Raw genomic sequence first — 16,438 nt, 5'->3', positions numbered from 1 at the left:
CAAAATGCGGAGAGTCCGCCATCTTCGAGTCGATTTGGAGTCCGCTGAACTTCAGATTCGGGACACTAGATTCTTGTTTTGACGCGTTTTCTTTACGCGAACCGGTGTCCACTTCGCTGGAAAACGCTCTACGGCCGCGCTGCAGCAGCACAATTAACCTTCTTCGCCGCCATTCGATCGGCTCCGAACCGCGCCGTCCACTGCGCCACAGACAGCAATAAGGTGTCAAATACCTCGTGAGCTTGATCGAGCTCCCGTTGCGTCGGCGGCGCGCAACCGGGCCGATTTCGGATGATCATCGTCATTGTCGACCAGCTTAACCTGCTGGCTCTGCACGCCACGATCAGTCCATACAATCGCTCCGGTTCAATCAACGGCTCAATCGCCTCGATCTTCACCTCAGACAATAACGAGAGCGCTGCCACCACGTGGATGTATTCGCTCCGAACCGCAAACCGGTTCACTGTTGAATCGTTGAGCTTGCCGGAGCGATTGAGCGCCAGGACCTCGGCCTGCGCCTGGGTGTAGTCAATCTTCTTTCGCGGAGCGGCGCTGATCGGTTTGGCGTTCGTCCCACGCGCCTGCATAACCGGTCGCGGTGCCGTCAAAAATCGCGCCCGCACGATGTCGGTCGCCTTTGTGAGCAGCTCTCGCAGCAAATTCGCGGGAATGTCCAGTCGGAGGCCGAGCTTTTCGGTGAGGCTTTCATCACGCTCTGCCCTCCCGACAAGCGTCGCGTAACCGCATTCGGAGAACCGCGCTCCCGCATTTCGCGCGAGCGCGTTGGAGACGTTGACGTCGCCAAGCCTCATCAGCGCATCGGTCAGCGTTTCGCTGAGAGTATTTCTGCCGGAGATTGCCAACAAATGCTGCTGGCTACGGGTCTTGACGATTTCAATAAGGTCCGCTTCCGACAGGCGATTGGAGTTTCGCAGAACGGGCGCGGCCACCAAGGGGTCATCGTGAAACGCGAGCTTGCGGATGGTCTCGCAAGGCGCGAGATCCGTCGTGGACAGGGCTTCGCTCAGATGGACCAGGGTTGCTGCCTCGATCCGCCCGATCAGGGGCACAAGGACGCCATCGAACGCAGCTATCTGGGATTCACGAAGGCGATCGACATTGGACAAGAACAAGGCCGCCACCTGCTTCAGAATTCGGGCATCCCGTTGAGCCGACTCATCCTTTGCGGCTCCGGTCAGTCCCGCGATAGAATCCGGCGATGCTGCGGCCACCATGGCTAGTCTAGCTCCATATGAGAAGTCCGGGCTGAAATTACCTTGCAGAAAACGTCGCAAACCTCATTCCGCAGTTTTGGGTCATGCCGTTAGCGCCACGTTCTGAAACGCCTTCACGAGCGACCGTTCCAGCTTTCCATCCATGGCGCACAGGATCTTGTAGGCATCCTGCCGGGACATTGCCGGTCTGTACGGCCGCGACTCGATGAGCGCGGCGAAAATGTCTGAAATCGTCAGCAATCGTACGAGGTCGGAAATCTCCGGCGCCGTCAGCCCATCGGGATAACCGGAACCATCCAGAAACTCGTGGTGGTGCCTCACGCCATCAAGAGTCTCCGGGCTAATTCCCGGCAGATCCTTCAACAATTCGTATCCGATAATCGGATGGCGTTTCATGATCTCTTCTTCGCCCGGGTCAAGACGTCCGGGCTTGTCGAGAATAGCCAGGGGAATGCGTGCCTTTCCGACATCGTGCAGCGTGGCGGCCAGTCCGAGCCGCTTTACGTCGGCATTGGAGAACTTGATGCTCAGGGCGAAGCCGACCGCGACTCCCGTGACCAGCAGGCAGTGCTGGAACGTGCCCTGGTGATAGCGGCGCACGTCGTCGAGCCAGACGCCAAGTCCGTTTTGCTCGATACCGTTGACGATCTCCGATGTGGCGTCCTCGGCACTCGAAAGCGTTAGCGGTTTGCCCTCCCGTATCGCCGCAAACATGGATGCGAAGGCTGCCGCACCATCGGTGATCTCGGTTGATGCAACGGCAATGCCGGCCTGCGCCGCCCTCTGGGCGACGTCGATTTGCTGCAGTTTCGATATGATTTCCTTTGGACGCGACACCACGGCTGTCGCGCCTAGTGCATACGCCTGAGCCACCATGTGGTGCAGATGGTTCTGAACGACAAACAGCTTTTCAGAAGCGCAACGCAGGTCCTGCAGGACACGCTTGATCTGTTCCACCGGGACTGGCTTGCGCAGGTCGGCGTCAACCATCAATACGCCGCCTGAGCTGATCCTCGCGTTGCCGGTCCCCAGCAGTTGGGACTGAACGTCATACTGCGGCTCCAGCATCGCGCGGATGGCTGGAATCTTCGTGGGTTCATCGGTAACGAAATGAACAAGCATGGTGCCACCTGTGAAAGCCGACTCTGCGGTCTCTCCGGTTCAGCGAACGCAATGGTGAACAATCATTCCAAGCAATAACGGATAATCGTACGCAAACCTCCCTAACGGGAGATTGCCGCCATGCCGGTTTTTCTCCGGACTTCTACGTAACCTTGTTGGGTGAGGGGTCCGCCCTGCGGCGCTGATCAGGCCGGCGTGACGACGACGTAGGGAATGCTGATCAAGATAACCGCCAGTTCGACCGCATTGCACAGCATGCCGCCCCAATGCAGCCGCCGCAGCCGGCGCACCGCACCGGCGTCGCCGGCATCCCTGGCACGAAGCTGCGCATCCCACCGCTGCAGAAACCAGCGGCGCGCCCAGACCGCGAAGGCCGCGATCAAGGCAATTCCAATGGCGACAAACAGCCGGCCCGTCATGGCAACGGCGACCGTCCCAATGGCGCCGGCAATGGCCACCATCAGGAAATAGGAGCTGAACATGCCGCGCAACAGCTGGGTGACCGGCGGAATGTCGAGCGACACCAGCAGAAAGGCCGGCGCCGCCAGCAGGAAATAACCCATCGGAAACAGCAGGACGACGGTGGCGAACAAGGCGACGGGATCTGGCATTATCGACACCCCTTCTTGGCCCGGCGGGCGAGGGTTTTTCCTACGGCAACTTGCAATAATATCCGCCGGGACATGTCTTCCGCACCATTGGGCTTTGGTCGGATACGATCAAGTCTCGGGAAAGCGCACTGACGTCGCGGGCATTATCATCGGGGGCGGATTCGCGCGACGCCTACCATGGCGTAGCCTGCGGGGCGCATTGCGCCCAACCGGCTTCACCGCCGGTTGTCACCCAGGGAACAGCGCCGCCTTCGCCGATCCGTCATTGTCCTGGTCAGACCGATGCAATGTTGCACCGGGGCAGCAACAGGAGAAGCAACATGGAACGCGCAAACGAAAAATCGATCGAACTGACGGCAAAAGAACTGGACGCGGTGACCGGCGGCAAGTTGGGCAACGGCACCCTGCCCTTCAACCCCTTTTCCCCGCCCTCGGTCCCGAAGAAGACCTACTAAGCCAGCGCCGGCGACCCCCGACCTCACCCGTCGGGGTTCGCGTCGTTGCGCTGCGGAGCGAGCCCCGCCGCTGCCTAAAAAATGACCTGCACAAACAACGTGCAGCTCACCTCCGTACAACTACGCAAGCCAACCCGGAATTTAAACCCGCTATTAGGCAAGATTCGCGACAACGGATGGAACGTGCGCCCACCTAAATCCCGATTCGCTCTGCAGGAGATCGATCGAGGGGGCGAAGGCAGAGGAAGTTCCAGATGTCCGTCGCGCTTGCAAGATCGACCGCCAAAACCGCGGCCCATTCAGCGACCGACGAGGATGAATCCGACATCTCCGCGCTGATCTCCCGCCTCACCGCCGAGGTCAACCAGGTCGCCTGCGACAAGACCAAATCGATCCAGAAGATCACCAACCAGATGAAGATGCTGGCGCTGAACGCGCTGATCGAAAGCTCGCGCGCCGGCGCGCAGGGCGCCGGCTTTGCCGTGGTTGCGCAGGAAGTCCGCAACGTCGGCCAGCAGGTCGAAACCATTGCCCGCGAGCTGGAAAGCCAGCTCACCAACCGCACCGGCAATCTGATGAACTCGATCGCGCGCATGAGCGACCGGTCGCGCGGCGAGCGCATGGTGGATCTGTCGCTGAACGCCATCGAGCTGATCGACCGCAACCTCTATGAGCGCACCTGCGACGTGCGCTGGTGGGCCACTGATTCAGCCGTCGTCGACTGCGCGGCCTCCCCCGATGCTTCGGCCGTCGCCCATGTGTCGGAGCGGCTGGCGGTCATTCTCGGCGCCTATACCGTGTATCTGGATCTGTGGCTCTGCGACCTCGACGGCAACGTGCTGGCCAACGGCCGGGCGGATCGCTATGGCGTCGTCGGCCAGAACGTGGCGTCGACCAAATGGTTTCGCGACGCACGGGCTTTGCGTTCGGGCGACGACTATGTCGCGGGCGACGTTGAATCCCAGCCCCTGCTCGGCCATGCCCAAGTCGCCACTTATTGCGCCAGCGTCCGCGCCGGTGGCAAGGCGAACGCCGCCGCGACCGGCATTCTCGCGATCCATTTCGATTGGGAAGCGCAGGCCCGCGCCATCGTCCAGGGCGTGCGCGTCGGTGCCGCCGACAAGGCCCGCGTGCTGCTGGTCGATTCGCAATTCCGCGTCATCGCGGCCTCCGACGGCCAGGGCATCCTCACCGAGCGCGTGCAGCTTTCACTGGATGGACGGCGCAGCGGTTTCTACCAGGACCGATCAGGCACGCTGGTCGCGTTTCACGCGACGCCGGGATACGAGACGTATCGGGGGCTTGGCTGGTACGGGGTGATATTGAGCGCGGCGTAGCGGCCGTCTGTAGCCAATTATACAAATTCTTGCTCGAAATCCTTTCGCCTACCGGGGGAAAGGTTTATCTTTGAGCCATGACCAAACTGCTGGAACGTGCCGTTGACAGCATACGAACCCTCCCCGCTGAGGTACAGGACGAGCTTGCGCGCCTGCTTCTACAGGTGGCCGGCGAAGAACAACCGATCATCCGGTTGACGTCGGAGGAACGCGCCGACATAGCCGACGCAGATGCGGAGATCGCGCGGGGCGAGTTCGCTACGGACGAACAGATACGTTCAATCCTGGCGAAGCGTCCCGTTTGAAGTTGCGCGTCACAAAGCGCGCGGCGGCGCAGATCGAAGAGGCGCTTGACTACATCGAGGCGGAATCACCCCAAACCGCAAACCACATGCGAGGGCGGATTCAGGCACTCTTCCTCTTGCTGGAACGGCACCCCCACGCGGGGCAAGCGACCGACCTTCCGGGTGTGCGGCGCGTCACCGTCAGCCCTTATCCCTATCTAATTTTCTACCGCGTCACCGGCGACGCGGTTATCGTTCAGAGGATGCGCCACACATCGCGCCGGCCGCTCTCCGGATCGGGAACGACGTGACGGCTACGGGCGTTTGGAATCCAGATAGCGTAGCCCGGATGAGCCAACGGGTCGCGCGAATGCGCGCCCGATTATAAACTCCGCGACATCCGGGAGTTTCTCGTTCTGATACGCGCATATCGCTCCGCTCATGCGGGCTACTGGTTAGCAGCCCATCCGGTCGGCAATGCCACCAAAATCCTTCGCCACGATGTCCCAGTCGCCCTTGGCTTCGAAATCGTATTTCTGCAGGGGGCCGTATTCGGTCGGGCGCGCGACGAAGGCGGTCTTCAAACCGTACTTCTGCGCGGCTTTCAAATCCTGGTTATGCGCGGCGACCATCATCACCTGCTCCGGCGGCAGGCATAGCAATTTTGCCGCGCCGAGATAGGTTTCGGGATCGGGCTTGTAATGCTCGAACAATTCGGCCGACATGATCAGGTCCCACGGCAGCCCGGCGAACTTCGCCATGTTGGTCAATAACGCAACATTGCCGTTGGAGAGCGGCGAGATGATGTATTTTGTCTTCAGCCGTGTCAGGCCCGCGACGCTGTCCGGCCAGGGATGCAGCCGGTGCCAGCCCATGGTGAGGTAATGCAGATCGGCGTCATCAAGGCCTGATATGCCGAACTGCGCGACCAGCTTTTCCAGCGATTGCCGGTGCAGCGTGTCGAGGATCATGTAGCCGCGTTCGGGATGCTTTCTCACTTCATCCATCGAGGCCGAATAGACCGCGCGCCAGCCGTCGACGAGCGCGGTCCAATCCGCCTTGATGCCGCGCTTCTCGGACCACTTGGTAAAATCCGCGATCAGGCTGGTGCGCCAGTCGACGACGGTGCCGAACACATCGAACACCAAGGCCTTGACGGCGGAAATATCGGACATGCTTGCTCCCTGTTTTGCTCTTGTTGTTCTTCGCTTCTACCGTTGTCATTCCGGGATGGTGCGCAAGCACCAGACCCGGAATCTCGAGATTCCGGGTTCGATGCTTCGCATCGCCCCGGAATGACGAAAACTAAATCACCTTTCGGTATTGGATGAATCCGAGATTGTCGGCAACCTTGTCGTAGAGCGCACGCGCCTGCGCGTTGCTCGATTGCGTCAGCCAATAGACCCGGCTTGCCCCCGCCGCCTCAGCCTTTTGATACACCGTCTCGATCAGCGCACGCCCCAGCCCATGGCCACGCGCGCTGTCCGCGACGAACAGATCTTCGAGGTAGCAATACCGCTTCGGCGCCCAGGTCGAGCGATGGAAAAGGTAATGTGCGAACCCGGCGCGCCGGCCATCGACATAGCCGCCGAGCGCAAACATCGTCTCGTCCGGATCGTGAAACCGCGACCAGGCGAGATCGCTGACCTCCTGTGTCAGCGCCGTCTTGTAGAAGGCGAGATAACCGTCCCACAGCGGATTCCACGCCGCGCGTTCGTCTTCGCCGATCGGCCGGATGATGATTTCTCCAGCCATATGCATATTCCTCAATCGAGGTGGAACTTGTCCAGCTGCCGGTGCTCGGCCTTGATGTAGCGGACAGTACCAGTGACCGAACGCATCACGACGGTTTCGGTTTCGATGACGTCCTTGCGGAACTTGACGCCGGACAGCAGAGAACCGGTGGTGACGCCGGTCGCGGCGAACAGGCAGTCGCCCCGCGCCATGTCCTCGATGCCGTAAATCATTCTGGGATCGGTGACGCCCATCTTGTGGGCGCGCTCGCGCTTTTCCTCGGAGTCGAGGATCAGGCGGCACTGCATCTGGCCGCCGATGCAGCGCAGCGCGGCCGCTGCCAGCACGCCCTCGGGCGCACCGCCGGTGCCGATATACATGTCGACGCCGGTATTGTCAGGGTCGGCGCAATGGATCACGCCGGCGACGTCGCCGTCGGTGATCAGGCGCACCGCGGCGCCCGTGCTGCGAACGCCGGCAATGATGTCGGCGTGGCGCGGACGATCGAGCACCAGCACGGTGATTGCTGCGGGATCGACGCCTTTTGCTTTGGCGAGCCGGCGCACATTGTCGGCGGGCGAAGCGTCGAGTTCGACCACGCCCTTGGCGTAACCGGGACCGACCGCGAGCTTTTGCATATAGACGTCGGGCGCGTGCAGCAGCGTGCCGCCATCGGCCATCGCCATGGTCGCGATCGCGCCCGGCATGTTCTTGGCGCACAGCGTGGTGCCTTCGAGCGGATCGACGGCGATATCGACCTGCGGGCCGGCGTTGAGGCCGACCTTCTCGCCGATGAACAGCATCGGCGCCTCGTCGCGCTCGCCCTCGCCGATCACGATGGTGCCTTCGATCGGCAGCTTGTTGAGCTCGCGCCGCATCGCGTCGACCGCGGCCTGGTCGGCCGCCTTTTCCTGGCCGTGGCCGCGCAAGCGCGCGGCCGAAACCGCAGCGCGTTCCGTTACCCGCACGATTTCAAGCGTGAGAATGCGCTCGAGCAACAGCTGCGGCGGGACGGAAATATGAGTCGACATAACAAGCACTCCTTTGAGTCTTCACAGCGGACCATACGGTCCACCTATTCGTTTCTTTGTGGCGCACAATCCGTGGATTGCGCGTACGCGCGATCACGGGAATCGCGCTAGTTCTTCTCGATCCGTATTACCTGCGGCCGGCCGCTGATCACCTTGTCGCGCTGCACCGCTTCCAGCGCACGATAGACCGCATCTTCCGACGTTGCATAGGTAATCAGAATAACCGGAACAGGTGACGCTTTCTTGGTCGACCCGTTGGCATCAACGCCGTCGGGATGACGCTGTACGATCGATTCCAGCGATATCTTCTGTTCCGCCAGACGGGTCGCGATGGTGGCAGCGGTTCCAGCGAGATCGCGCGCCATCAGGCGGATATAATAGCCGCCCTCATGGCGCTCCATCGGCGCTTTTGTGGTCGCGCGCAGGCGCTCAACCGGGCGTCCGAACGGCTTGGCGCGAATCCCGCGCGCTACATCGGCGATGTCGGCAACGACGGCGGACGCGGTGGCCGCACCTCCGGCGCCCGGGCCAACCAGCGTGATCGGCGGAATGCCCTCGCCGTCGATGGTGACGGCATTGGTGACGCCCATCACTTGCGCAATCGAGGATGATTTCGGCACCATGGTCGGGTGCACGCGCTGTTCAATTCCCTTCGCCGTCCGCACCGCGACCCCAAGCAATTTGACCCGATAGCCGAGTTCCTCCGCGGCGCGCAGATCTTCCGGCGCGATCGAGGAGATTCCTTCGACGTACACCGCGCTCTGTGCAACCTTCGTGCCGAACGCGAGGCTGGCCAGGATCGCAAGCTTTTGGGCGGTGTCGTGGCCATCGACGTCGAACGATGGATTGGCCTCGGCATAGCCGAGGCGCTGGGCGTCCTTCAGGCATTCGGCGAACGACAGGCCCTCCTGCTCCATCCGGGTCAGGATGTAATTGCAGGTGCCGTTGAGGATGCCGTAGACGCGGTTGACTGACGTGCCGGCCAGCCCCTCGCGCAGGGTCTTGATGACCGGGATCGCAGCCCCCACCGCCGCTTCGTAGTTCAGCGCGCCGCCATGCTTCTCGGCGGCCTTCGCCAGCCGCACGCCGTGCTTGGCGATCAGCGCCTTGTTGGCTGTCACCACCGATTTGCCTGATTTGAGCGCCGCCTCGATCGCCGACAGCGCCGGATCGCCGGAACCGCCCATCAGTTCGACGAAGCAATCGATGCCGGGGTGATTGGCCAGCGCCAGCGGGCTTTTGACCCATTCGATGCCGCGCAGATCGAGCTTGCGCTTCTTCACCTTGGAGCGCGCGGTGACGGCGACGACGCGCACGCCGCGTCCACTGCGCGCCGACAAGGTCCGCGCCTGCGCTTCGATGAGGCGGACGACTTCGGCGCCAACAGTGCCGAGCCCCGCGATGCCCACTTTCAGGGGTGCGACCATGACCAAAAAACCTGCCGAAGAGAGCTAACCAAGCACGATCTGGTTCCGAAAACCGGAAGTCCGCTTTTCGGGATCATGCCTACCGCCGGTTGGCGAGAGGAACCACGTTGTGCAACGTTTCAATGCCGCTTTCAAGGAAGCGGCGCACGCCGCGCGCGGCCTGGCGAATACGCTGCTCGTTTTCCACCATGGCGATGCGGACATAGCCCTCGCCGTGCTCGCCAAAGGCGACGCCCGGCGACACTACCACGCCCGATTTTTCCACCATCAGGGTGGCGAACTGCATGCTGCCGACGCCCTCAAAGGCCTTCGGCAGCGGCGCCCAGGCGAACATCGAGGCGGCCGGCGGCGGAATATCCCATCCCGCGCGGCCAAAACTTTCCACCAGCGCGTCGCGGCGCTTGCGGTAGGTGTCGCGCATCTCGCGAATGCAATCATCCGGTCCGTTCAGGGCCGCGGTGGCCGCGACCTGGACCGGCGTGAACGCGCCGTAGTCGAGATAGGATTTCACCCGCGCCAGCGCGGCGATGATGCGCTCATTGCCGACGGCAAAGCCCATGCGCCAGCCTGCCATCGAGAACGTCTTCGACATCGAGGTGAATTCGACTGTGACGTCGATCGCGCCGGGAACCTGCAACACCGAGGGCGGCGGGTTCTTGTCGTCGAAATAGACTTCGGCATAGGCCAGATCCGACAGGATGAAGATCTCGTGCTTCTTCGCGAACGCCACCAGATCCTTGTAGAAATCGAGGTCGGCGACATAGGCGGTCGGATTGGAGGGATAGCAGACGATCAGCGCGATCGGCTTCGGGATCGAATGGATGATCGCGCGCTCCACCGCTTCGAAGAATTGCGGCGTCGGCTCCGAGGGTACCGAGCGGATCACGCCGCCCGCCATCAGGAAGCCGAAGGCGTGAATGGGATAGCTCGGATTGGGGCACAGCACGACGTCACCGGGCGCGGTGATCGCCTGCGCCACATTGGCGAAGCCTTCCTTGGAGCCCAGGGTCGCTACGACCTGGGTTTCCGGATTGAGCTTGACGCCGAACCGGCGCGCGTAATAGGCGGCCTGCGCCTTGCGGAGCCCGGTAATGCCGCGAGAGGCCGAATAACGGTCGGTCCGCGGCTTGCCCAGCGTATCCTTCAGCTTCTCGATGACGTGGGCCGGCGTCGGCAAATCCGGGTTGCCCATGCCGAGGTCGATGATGTCGGCACCCGCGTTCCGCGCGGCCGCCTTGGCCCGGTTGACCTGCTCGAACACGTAAGGCGGCAGACGGCGGATGCGGTAGAAATCTTCCATGGGACCCTTGCTCCGACGACCAGCGGGACAGAATCGGTAGAATCTGCGGTTTTCGAAGCCGAATTCGGCCTCGTCCAAAACTCGCGCTCAATCAATGATTTAGAGCGAATTCAGGCGCAGGATCCTGAGTGCCGGACCGTGATGCGGTTGAATTAAGGCTCTTTTAGCACGGGCGTCCCGCAGCGCCAGAGACTATAGCGTTTTCAAGCGAAAGCCTGCCCCGGACTTGATCCGGGGCGGCGGCAGGATCGCGTCACGAACGCGTCAAGACAGACAGGTTATTTGGCGGCAGGATTTGGCGCAGCGGCCGCGGCCGCCTGACGATCCCGCGCGGCACGCAGCTCGCCCTCGATCTTGGCCTGCTCCGCCGGCTTGATGACCGCCTCGTCGCGCTCCGGCGGCAGGTCGTGGACCGGCAGATAGCCGCCGGCTTCCTTCGGACGCGCGGGCGCGTCGCCCGGCACACCGACACCTGGCAAATCCGCGATCGACGTCGAGCAGCCACTGACCGCGAGCGCGGTTGCGAGCAGCGCGGCCATCGACCACAGCCTTATGATCCGATCCACCGGCATCCGTCCGGAAGTCCCCAATACCTGTCCCGTTGCCTTATATCGTGTGCACAGCGCGCGCTGGCAAGAGCTGTTGGTATGCGCCTTGCAGCGCTGAATCGTCGAGCTGCGTCAAATTCTCCGCAACCCTTCAAACCATTGTCGCCCGAAACGATTAAAGCCAGAAGAAGTAACTCAATCGGTGCGGCTTCAATGTGTCCGAACAGAGAAATTTTATCGCAGTGCAACAGGATTAACCCAATACTACCGCCGCCGTCAGGCGCGGTGACGAACTCGAAATGAAGTTATAGTGTCCCAGACATGACCGACGTTAACACCGAAATCCACGCTGCGAAATCCTTCAACGCTGAAGCTTTTGCCATGAATATCGCGAAAGCGATGGAGAGCAGCGGCCAGGCGCTTGCGGCCTATCTGAAGCCGCGCGAGAACGGCGAACCGAGGGACAAGCCACCAAACGAAATCGCCGAGGTGATCAAGACCTTCGGTACGGTCGCCGAATACTGGCTGTCGGACAAGGAGCGGGCGTCCGATCTGCAGGTCAAGATGGCCAAAGCCTATCTCGATCTCTGGGGCTCGACGGTGCGCCGCATGGCCGGCGAAGAGGCCCCGCCCGCGATCGAGCCGTCGCCGCGCGACAAGCGATTCAAGGATCCGGAGTGGAAGACCAACAAGTTCTTCGACTTCGTGATGCAGCTTTACCTGCTCACCACGCAATGGGCGCAGGAACTGGTGAAGAACGCCGAAGGCATCGATCCGCATACGCGCAAGAAGGCCGAATTCTACGTCCAGCAGATCAGCAATGCGATCTCGCCGTCGAATTTCGTCTTCACCAATCCGGAAGTGCTGCGCGAGACGCTGGCGTCGAACGGCGACAATCTGGTGCGCGGCATGAAGATGCTGGCCGAGGACATCGAAGCCGGCCGCGGCACGTTGCGCATCCGCCAGTCCGATCCCTCCAACCTCGTCGTCGGCGTCAACATGGCGACGACGCCGGGCAAGGTGATCTTCCAGAACGAGCTGATGCAGCTGATCCAGTACACGCCCACCACGGAGACCGTGCTGCGCACGCCGCTGCTGATCGTGCCGCCCTGGATCAACAAGTTCTACATCCTCGATCTCAAGCCCGAAAAATCCTACATCAAATGGTGCGTCGATCAGGGCGTCACCGTGTTCGTGATCTCCTGGGTCAATCCGGACAAGGAACTCGGCAAGAAGACGTTTGACGACTACATGAGGCAGGGACCGCTGACCGCGATGGACGTCATCGAAAAGGTCACGGGCGAGATGAAGGTTCATACCGCGGGCTATTGCGTCGGCGGCACCCTGCTCGCCTCGACGCTGGCGTGGCTCGCCGAAAAGCGCCGCGTGCGCGTCACCTCGGCGACGTTCTTTGCAGCCCAGGTCGACTTCACCCATGCCGGCGATCTGCTTGTGTTCGTCGACGAAGACCAGATCTCGGCGCTCGAGCGCGACATGCAGGCGGCCGGCGTGCTCGAAGGCAGCAAGATGGCGATGGCCTTCAACATGCTGCGCTCGAACGACCTGATCTGGTCCTACGTCATCAGCAATTACCTGAAGGGACAACCGCCCTCCTCCTTCGACCTGCTGCACTGGAATTCCGACGCGACGCGGATGCCGGCGGCGAACCATTCCTTCTACTTGCGCAATTGCTACCTGGAGAACCGGCTGTCCACCGGCAGCATGGTGCTCGACAACACGCTGCTCGACCTCTCGAAGGTGAAGGTGCCGGTCTATAATCTGGCGACGCGCGAAGATCACATCGCGCCGGCGGATTCGGTGCTGTACGGCTCGCAGTTCTTCGGCGGGCCGGTCAAATACGTGCTGTCCGGATCCGGCCACATCGCCGGCGTGGTCAATCCGCCGGCGTCTGGAAAATATCAGTACTGGACCAACGACAACATCAAGGACGTCACGCTGGCCGACTGGCTCAAGAACGCCACCGAGCACAAGGGATCGTGGTGGCCGGACTGGCGCCAATGGCTGGAGGGCCTCGACGCCGAGATGGTGCCCGCGCGCGCGGTCGGCTCCGAGGCGATGCCGCCGATCGAGGATGCGCCCGGCAGCTACGTTCGCGTCCGCGCGTAGCGCAAGCCTGCAGGGTTGGCTATAAGCTGATATCCCGTATCGGGATTCGAAAATCGACTGAGGGGGAAACGATGACGCGTGAACTGTTCTGGCTGACGCTGACCGTGATTTTGACCGGTCTGCTGTGGGTCCCCTACATCATCAATCGCTGTCAGATCCGCGGCCTCTCCGGCGCCATGGCCAATCCCTCGCGCAACGACAAGCCGCATTCGGAATGGGCCAACCGGCTGATGTTCGCGCATGACAACGCGGTCGAAAACCTCATCATCTTCGCCCCCCTGGTGCTGATCCTCAACGCGGCCGACTATTCCACCAAATGGACCGTGATGGCCTGCATGGTCTATTTCTGGTCCCGCGTCGCGCATCTGATCGTCTACACGCTGGGCCTGCCGGTGTTCCGCACCCTAGCCTTCACCGTCGGCTTCCTCGCGCAAGCCGTGCTGGCGCTGGCGATCTTCCAGGTGCTTTGAAGGGCATCCCGAACGTTACGTGCATCCACCGCACGGCTTCTTCACGGAAGCGTGCCCTGTCAGGTCGTGCGTAGGTCCGTCAGGCGCCGAGCGCCGCGGCGATCTGAGTGGCGACATCGGCATCATCGAGATACCCGGCGATGCCGTGCCGATTGTCGGTGTGATTATTCACAAACGGGTAGTTCTTGATCGGCGGCTTGATGGCAAAATTCTCGGTATTGAGCGGATAGAGCGCGACGACATCGCGGTCATCGAATGCGTTGTACCAGTCCCGAATCCCGGTCGGCATCGTGAGCGGCGTTGCGAGCTTGTCGCGAATGGCGCGGATTCCAAGCGGAGATCCGACCGTGACGAGCCTTGGCACGGAGTTGCCGGCATGCTCTCGCAGCACCTCATAAGCAACGACGGAGCCAAGCGAGTGGGCGACAATTACGGTGGGCTCGTTCGTCAGTTGAGCCGCCACAATCTTGTTGATCTCGCGCCGGGTTTTGGGATCGTTGGCGTAGATGAACACGTCACGAAGCAATTGTCCGATGCTGTAGTTTGAAACGCCGGGGGTGCGGCGATCGATGACGCGAATGATGGCCTGAACCCATTCCCAGTTTTCCGGACCACGCGGCTGCGGTACCGGCCCCATTTCCTCTTCGACCTCGCGATGCGTAACCTTGTCGTCGCTCCTGAGCTGGATCGCCACATCTTCCAGGAATGCCGCATATTCGTCGTTCATGGCGCCGCCGCGTGTCGCGACGCCGTCGGCGGGAGGCAGGTCGTGACGCGCCAGTTGCTTCTGGAGTTCGTCGCCGTAGAAAGGTGCGTCGATCTGCAGGCCGGCTGGCATTCTGACGCCGATACCCGAGAATCCGCGACCAAGCGCGGCCATCCACTCGTCCTCGATGACCTTCGACGACTTGCCTTCTTGTGCCCGGCCATGGATCAGCAGCAATCTCATTGCAAATCGCCCCGCTTTATTGCCTCGCGTAAAAGCTCGACGCCTTGCGGCGCGAAAGTGGTCCATAGGGCCGGTAGCAACCAATCGCGTGCCTTGCGCACGGCATCCGGCAATTGGGCGTCTCGCACTGCCAGCAATGACCAGCCCTGCCGCAACATCGGACAGAACGGCAGGATCGGAAGATCGGTTGCGGCATCTGCGCCGGCTTCGCGCGGCCGAACTCCTCGGCGCGCCAGCATTGCAATGTCAAACAGTTCCGCGACCAAGTCCCCGCGCATGTACTCCAGCACCGATTCGACCTGATCGTCGATACCGGCACTGGCAAAGGCGTACGCGGCATACAGACCAAGCGCGGGATCGAATACCTTGAGTTGTCTTACATTGTTGGCGAATGCCTGTGCTTCCTGAGGCGCAATCCGAAACACGCCGAGGCTGGCGGCAGCCGCAACGGCGGCGCGCAATGCCTCTATATCCCGGCGCACGTTCTGGTACTCGCTCCACCGTTTGCTGTTCGTCGATGGCACGTAATTGACGTTGCTTACCCTGCCGCCATCGACGAAGACGTGCCCGATGTAACCGCGCAATCCCGGCAACACCGTGCCGCTGCCGCCGTCGAATTCGATCAGCACGCTTGTCGAGGGAGCGTCGATACGTGCCGGATGAAGGCGTACAAGTTGTGTTCCTAGAATTTCGGCTGGAAATTGCGGCGAGGTTGCCCCGACAACCTGTGCACCGGTCACCGCAAAGCCGGTCTGAGTTTCAAAATGGTCGACCGGGGCGTCAACCAGATAGCGATCGATCGCGTCGGATATGCTGGCATCATGGCCGATTTTCCGAACGGCCGCGGCCGCATCCCGGGCACCCTGCCCCTGAGCAGCCGCTTCGATTGCCTGGAGCGCCAGTGCAGCCACCGACGGGACGGGCGCCGCACGCCGGAGACGTTTCCGCCTTCGGGGACCGAGGGTCTCCAATCCCGAGCCCAACTCATTCAACGGGCTGGTAACGCGCGCAACACGACCGACATAGGCCTGTACCGATTCCAGGATGAACTCCGGAGTTTGCCCTGCCTTTGGCATTTCTTCCGAGGCCGCATCCTGGACCTGTTCGTAAATCAACTCCTTGAGTTTACGGTTTGTCACAACCTCGATGAGTCCGCCGTTCTCCGGGACCTTATCGATGAAGGCCGGCGGCGGATTGAGATAGCCCGCCATAAACACCTTCGTGAAGATGCCTCCCAGGCGCGCGTTGTCGTCCGCCTTCGCGGCTTCCACCGCCACCAGCGACGGCAGCGTTGCGAACACGCGATCGATCTCCGGTCGCGTACGCCGTTTAAGCGGCACGTTGGGAAAGATCGAGCCGCCATCGACGCGGCTATCCTGCATGCGCGAGGGGATCGACCGGCAGGCGTCCGAGATGAACACCACGTTCTTGAGCCCGCTTTCCCGGGCCGCCATCACCGAGGCTTCCACAGATATCGCTTCGCTGGCGTTGTTCGGAGCGCCCGAGAGCAACCAGATTTCCGAGCTGCCGCTCTGAAAGCCATGGCCAGCGAAGTAAAAGACGACCTGCGAATAGGTGGCCGCGTCAACGACGCGTTCGACCTCGTTAAAAATGCTGGCGAATGCGACCGGCCCCTTGTCGTCGGTGAAGGTCCTTACTTCAAAACCCTGCTTGGCGATCCAGTCGGAAAACGCCTTGGCGTCGTTCACCGCGCCTTGCAGAGGCGCAGGCGCTTTCGGTTTGTTGACCCCGATGACGATCGCAATACGCGACATCCTGCCCCCATCCGCCACGGCCGTGTGCCAGGA

17 protein-coding genes are annotated in these 16,438 nt (G+C 61.7%); 6 read left to right on the top strand and 11 right to left on the bottom strand.

Annotated features, from left to right (window positions below; genetic code table 11):
- Positions 1–128: 128 nt before the first annotated feature.
- The 3 genes from JQ629_RS34115 to JQ629_RS34105 all read right to left on the bottom strand — a co-directional run bounded on the left by JQ629_RS34115 (position 129) and on the right by JQ629_RS34105 (position 2,968).
- Complete coding sequence (locus JQ629_RS34115) at positions 129–1,235, bottom strand: DUF2336 domain-containing protein (protein WP_212416340.1); 1,107 nt, start codon at positions 1,233–1,235, stop codon at positions 129–131.
- Between the two features lie 81 nt (positions 1,236–1,316).
- Positions 1,317–2,357 carry an HD-GYP domain-containing protein gene (locus JQ629_RS34110; protein ID WP_212416339.1) on the bottom strand — a complete coding sequence of 347 codons (1,041 nt, stop codon included), beginning with the start codon at positions 2,355–2,357 and terminating at the stop codon, positions 1,317–1,319.
- Between the two features lie 185 nt (positions 2,358–2,542).
- A complete protein-coding gene (locus tag JQ629_RS34105) occupies positions 2,543–2,968 on the bottom strand; it encodes a hypothetical protein (RefSeq protein ID WP_212261773.1) in 426 nt (141 codons plus the stop codon).
- A 320-nt stretch (positions 2,969–3,288) separates the two neighbouring features.
- Between JQ629_RS34105 and JQ629_RS37630 the strand changes: the two genes are divergently transcribed.
- From JQ629_RS37630 to JQ629_RS34090, 4 genes are all read left to right on the top strand, one after another.
- Positions 3,289–3,423, top strand: coding sequence for a hypothetical protein (locus JQ629_RS37630; RefSeq protein ID WP_283813379.1), 135 nt, complete (start codon positions 3,289–3,291; stop codon positions 3,421–3,423).
- A 254-nt stretch (positions 3,424–3,677) separates the two neighbouring features.
- Positions 3,678–4,760 (top strand): methyl-accepting chemotaxis protein, encoded by a 1,083-nt coding sequence (locus tag JQ629_RS34100; protein ID WP_212416338.1) that lies wholly within the window; start codon positions 3,678–3,680, stop codon positions 4,758–4,760.
- Positions 4,761–4,837: 77 nt separating this feature from the next.
- Entirely contained in the window at positions 4,838–5,065 is a 228-nt protein-coding gene (locus tag JQ629_RS34095) for a hypothetical protein (protein WP_212416337.1), read from the top strand.
- Positions 5,062–5,355: a type II toxin-antitoxin system RelE/ParE family toxin gene (locus JQ629_RS34090; protein ID WP_212416336.1), complete on the top strand. Its 294-nt coding sequence runs from the start codon at positions 5,062–5,064 to the stop codon at positions 5,353–5,355. The genes JQ629_RS34095 and JQ629_RS34090 overlap by 4 nt, the downstream gene beginning before the upstream one ends.
- A gap of 144 nt (positions 5,356–5,499) precedes the next feature.
- Here the strand turns inward: JQ629_RS34090 and JQ629_RS34085 are convergent, their stop codons facing one another.
- The 6 genes from JQ629_RS34085 to JQ629_RS34060 form a co-directional block, all read right to left on the bottom strand.
- The gene (locus JQ629_RS34085) at positions 5,500–6,219 is read right to left on the bottom strand and encodes a haloacid dehalogenase type II (RefSeq protein WP_212416335.1); all 720 of its coding nucleotides are present in this window, start codon (positions 6,217–6,219) and stop codon (positions 5,500–5,502) included.
- Positions 6,220–6,349: 130 nt separating this feature from the next.
- On the bottom strand, positions 6,350–6,799 hold the full coding sequence (locus JQ629_RS34080) for a GNAT family N-acetyltransferase (protein ID WP_212416334.1): 450 nt from the start codon (positions 6,797–6,799) through the stop codon (positions 6,350–6,352).
- Positions 6,800–6,810: 11 nt separating this feature from the next.
- Positions 6,811–7,809 carry a class II fructose-bisphosphatase gene (glpX, locus tag JQ629_RS34075; protein ID WP_212416333.1) on the bottom strand — a complete coding sequence of 333 codons (999 nt, stop codon included), beginning with the start codon at positions 7,807–7,809 and terminating at the stop codon, positions 6,811–6,813.
- 107 nt (positions 7,810–7,916) lie between these two features.
- Positions 7,917–9,236: a homoserine dehydrogenase gene (locus tag JQ629_RS34070; protein ID WP_211995012.1), complete on the bottom strand. Its 1,320-nt coding sequence runs from the start codon at positions 9,234–9,236 to the stop codon at positions 7,917–7,919.
- A gap of 79 nt (positions 9,237–9,315) precedes the next feature.
- Positions 9,316–10,536, bottom strand: coding sequence for an LL-diaminopimelate aminotransferase (locus JQ629_RS34065; protein WP_211995011.1), 1,221 nt, complete (start codon positions 10,534–10,536; stop codon positions 9,316–9,318).
- A 278-nt stretch (positions 10,537–10,814) separates the two neighbouring features.
- On the bottom strand, positions 10,815–11,108 hold the full coding sequence (locus JQ629_RS34060; protein ID WP_212416332.1) for a hypothetical protein: 294 nt from the start codon (positions 11,106–11,108) through the stop codon (positions 10,815–10,817).
- A 297-nt stretch (positions 11,109–11,405) separates the two neighbouring features.
- On the opposite strand from JQ629_RS34060, the gene JQ629_RS34055 reads away from it, so the two are divergent.
- Positions 11,406–13,211 (top strand): PHA/PHB synthase family protein, encoded by a 1,806-nt coding sequence (locus JQ629_RS34055; RefSeq protein WP_212416331.1) that lies wholly within the window; start codon positions 11,406–11,408, stop codon positions 13,209–13,211.
- Positions 13,212–13,282: 71 nt separating this feature from the next.
- Positions 13,283–13,681 carry an MAPEG family protein gene (locus tag JQ629_RS34050; protein WP_212261790.1) on the top strand — a complete coding sequence of 133 codons (399 nt, stop codon included), beginning with the start codon at positions 13,283–13,285 and terminating at the stop codon, positions 13,679–13,681.
- Between the two features lie 79 nt (positions 13,682–13,760).
- On the opposite strand, the gene JQ629_RS34045 is transcribed toward JQ629_RS34050, so the two are convergent.
- A complete protein-coding gene (locus tag JQ629_RS34045) occupies positions 13,761–14,630 on the bottom strand; it encodes an alpha/beta fold hydrolase (RefSeq protein ID WP_212416330.1) in 870 nt (289 codons plus the stop codon).
- Positions 14,627–16,405 (bottom strand): caspase family protein, encoded by a 1,779-nt coding sequence (locus JQ629_RS34040; protein ID WP_212416329.1) that lies wholly within the window; start codon positions 16,403–16,405, stop codon positions 14,627–14,629. Before JQ629_RS34040 ends, JQ629_RS34045 begins: the two co-directional genes overlap by 4 nt.
- Positions 16,406–16,438 lie beyond the last annotated feature (33 nt).

Source organism: Bradyrhizobium sp. AUGA SZCCT0222 (assembly GCF_018130205.1).
Classification (GTDB): domain Bacteria; phylum Pseudomonadota; class Alphaproteobacteria; order Rhizobiales; family Xanthobacteraceae; genus Bradyrhizobium.
Note: the sequence above shows the minus strand (reverse complement) of the source record. Positions and strands in the feature narration are given on the sequence as shown.

Coding starts and splice junctions, on each gene's coding strand:
- glpX (WP_212416333.1), bottom strand. CDS start 7,809: ATGTCGACTCATATTTCCGTCCCGCCGCAGCTGTTGCTCGAGCGCATT.
- JQ629_RS34055 (WP_212416331.1), top strand. CDS start 11,406: ATGACCGACGTTAACACCGAAATCCACGCTGCGAAATCCTTCAACGCT.
- JQ629_RS34045 (WP_212416330.1), bottom strand. CDS start 14,630: ATGAGATTGCTGCTGATCCATGGCCGGGCACAAGAAGGCAAGTCGTCG.
- JQ629_RS34050 (WP_212261790.1), top strand. CDS start 13,283: ATGACGCGTGAACTGTTCTGGCTGACGCTGACCGTGATTTTGACCGGT.
- JQ629_RS34085 (WP_212416335.1), bottom strand. CDS start 6,219: ATGTCCGATATTTCCGCCGTCAAGGCCTTGGTGTTCGATGTGTTCGGC.
- JQ629_RS34100 (WP_212416338.1), top strand. CDS start 3,678: ATGTCCGTCGCGCTTGCAAGATCGACCGCCAAAACCGCGGCCCATTCA.
- JQ629_RS34105 (WP_212261773.1), bottom strand. CDS start 2,968: ATGCCAGATCCCGTCGCCTTGTTCGCCACCGTCGTCCTGCTGTTTCCG.
- JQ629_RS34065 (WP_211995011.1), bottom strand. CDS start 10,536: ATGGAAGATTTCTACCGCATCCGCCGTCTGCCGCCTTACGTGTTCGAG.
- JQ629_RS34110 (WP_212416339.1), bottom strand. CDS start 2,357: ATGCTTGTTCATTTCGTTACCGATGAACCCACGAAGATTCCAGCCATC.
- JQ629_RS34115 (WP_212416340.1), bottom strand. CDS start 1,235: ATGGTGGCCGCAGCATCGCCGGATTCTATCGCGGGACTGACCGGAGCC.
- JQ629_RS34040 (WP_212416329.1), bottom strand. CDS start 16,405: ATGTCGCGTATTGCGATCGTCATCGGGGTCAACAAACCGAAAGCGCCT.
- JQ629_RS34095 (WP_212416337.1), top strand. CDS start 4,838: ATGACCAAACTGCTGGAACGTGCCGTTGACAGCATACGAACCCTCCCC.
- JQ629_RS34070 (WP_211995012.1), bottom strand. CDS start 9,236: ATGGTCGCACCCCTGAAAGTGGGCATCGCGGGGCTCGGCACTGTTGGC.
- JQ629_RS34060 (WP_212416332.1), bottom strand. CDS start 11,108: ATGCCGGTGGATCGGATCATAAGGCTGTGGTCGATGGCCGCGCTGCTC.
- JQ629_RS34080 (WP_212416334.1), bottom strand. CDS start 6,799: ATGGCTGGAGAAATCATCATCCGGCCGATCGGCGAAGACGAACGCGCG.
- JQ629_RS37630 (WP_283813379.1), top strand. CDS start 3,289: ATGGAACGCGCAAACGAAAAATCGATCGAACTGACGGCAAAAGAACTG.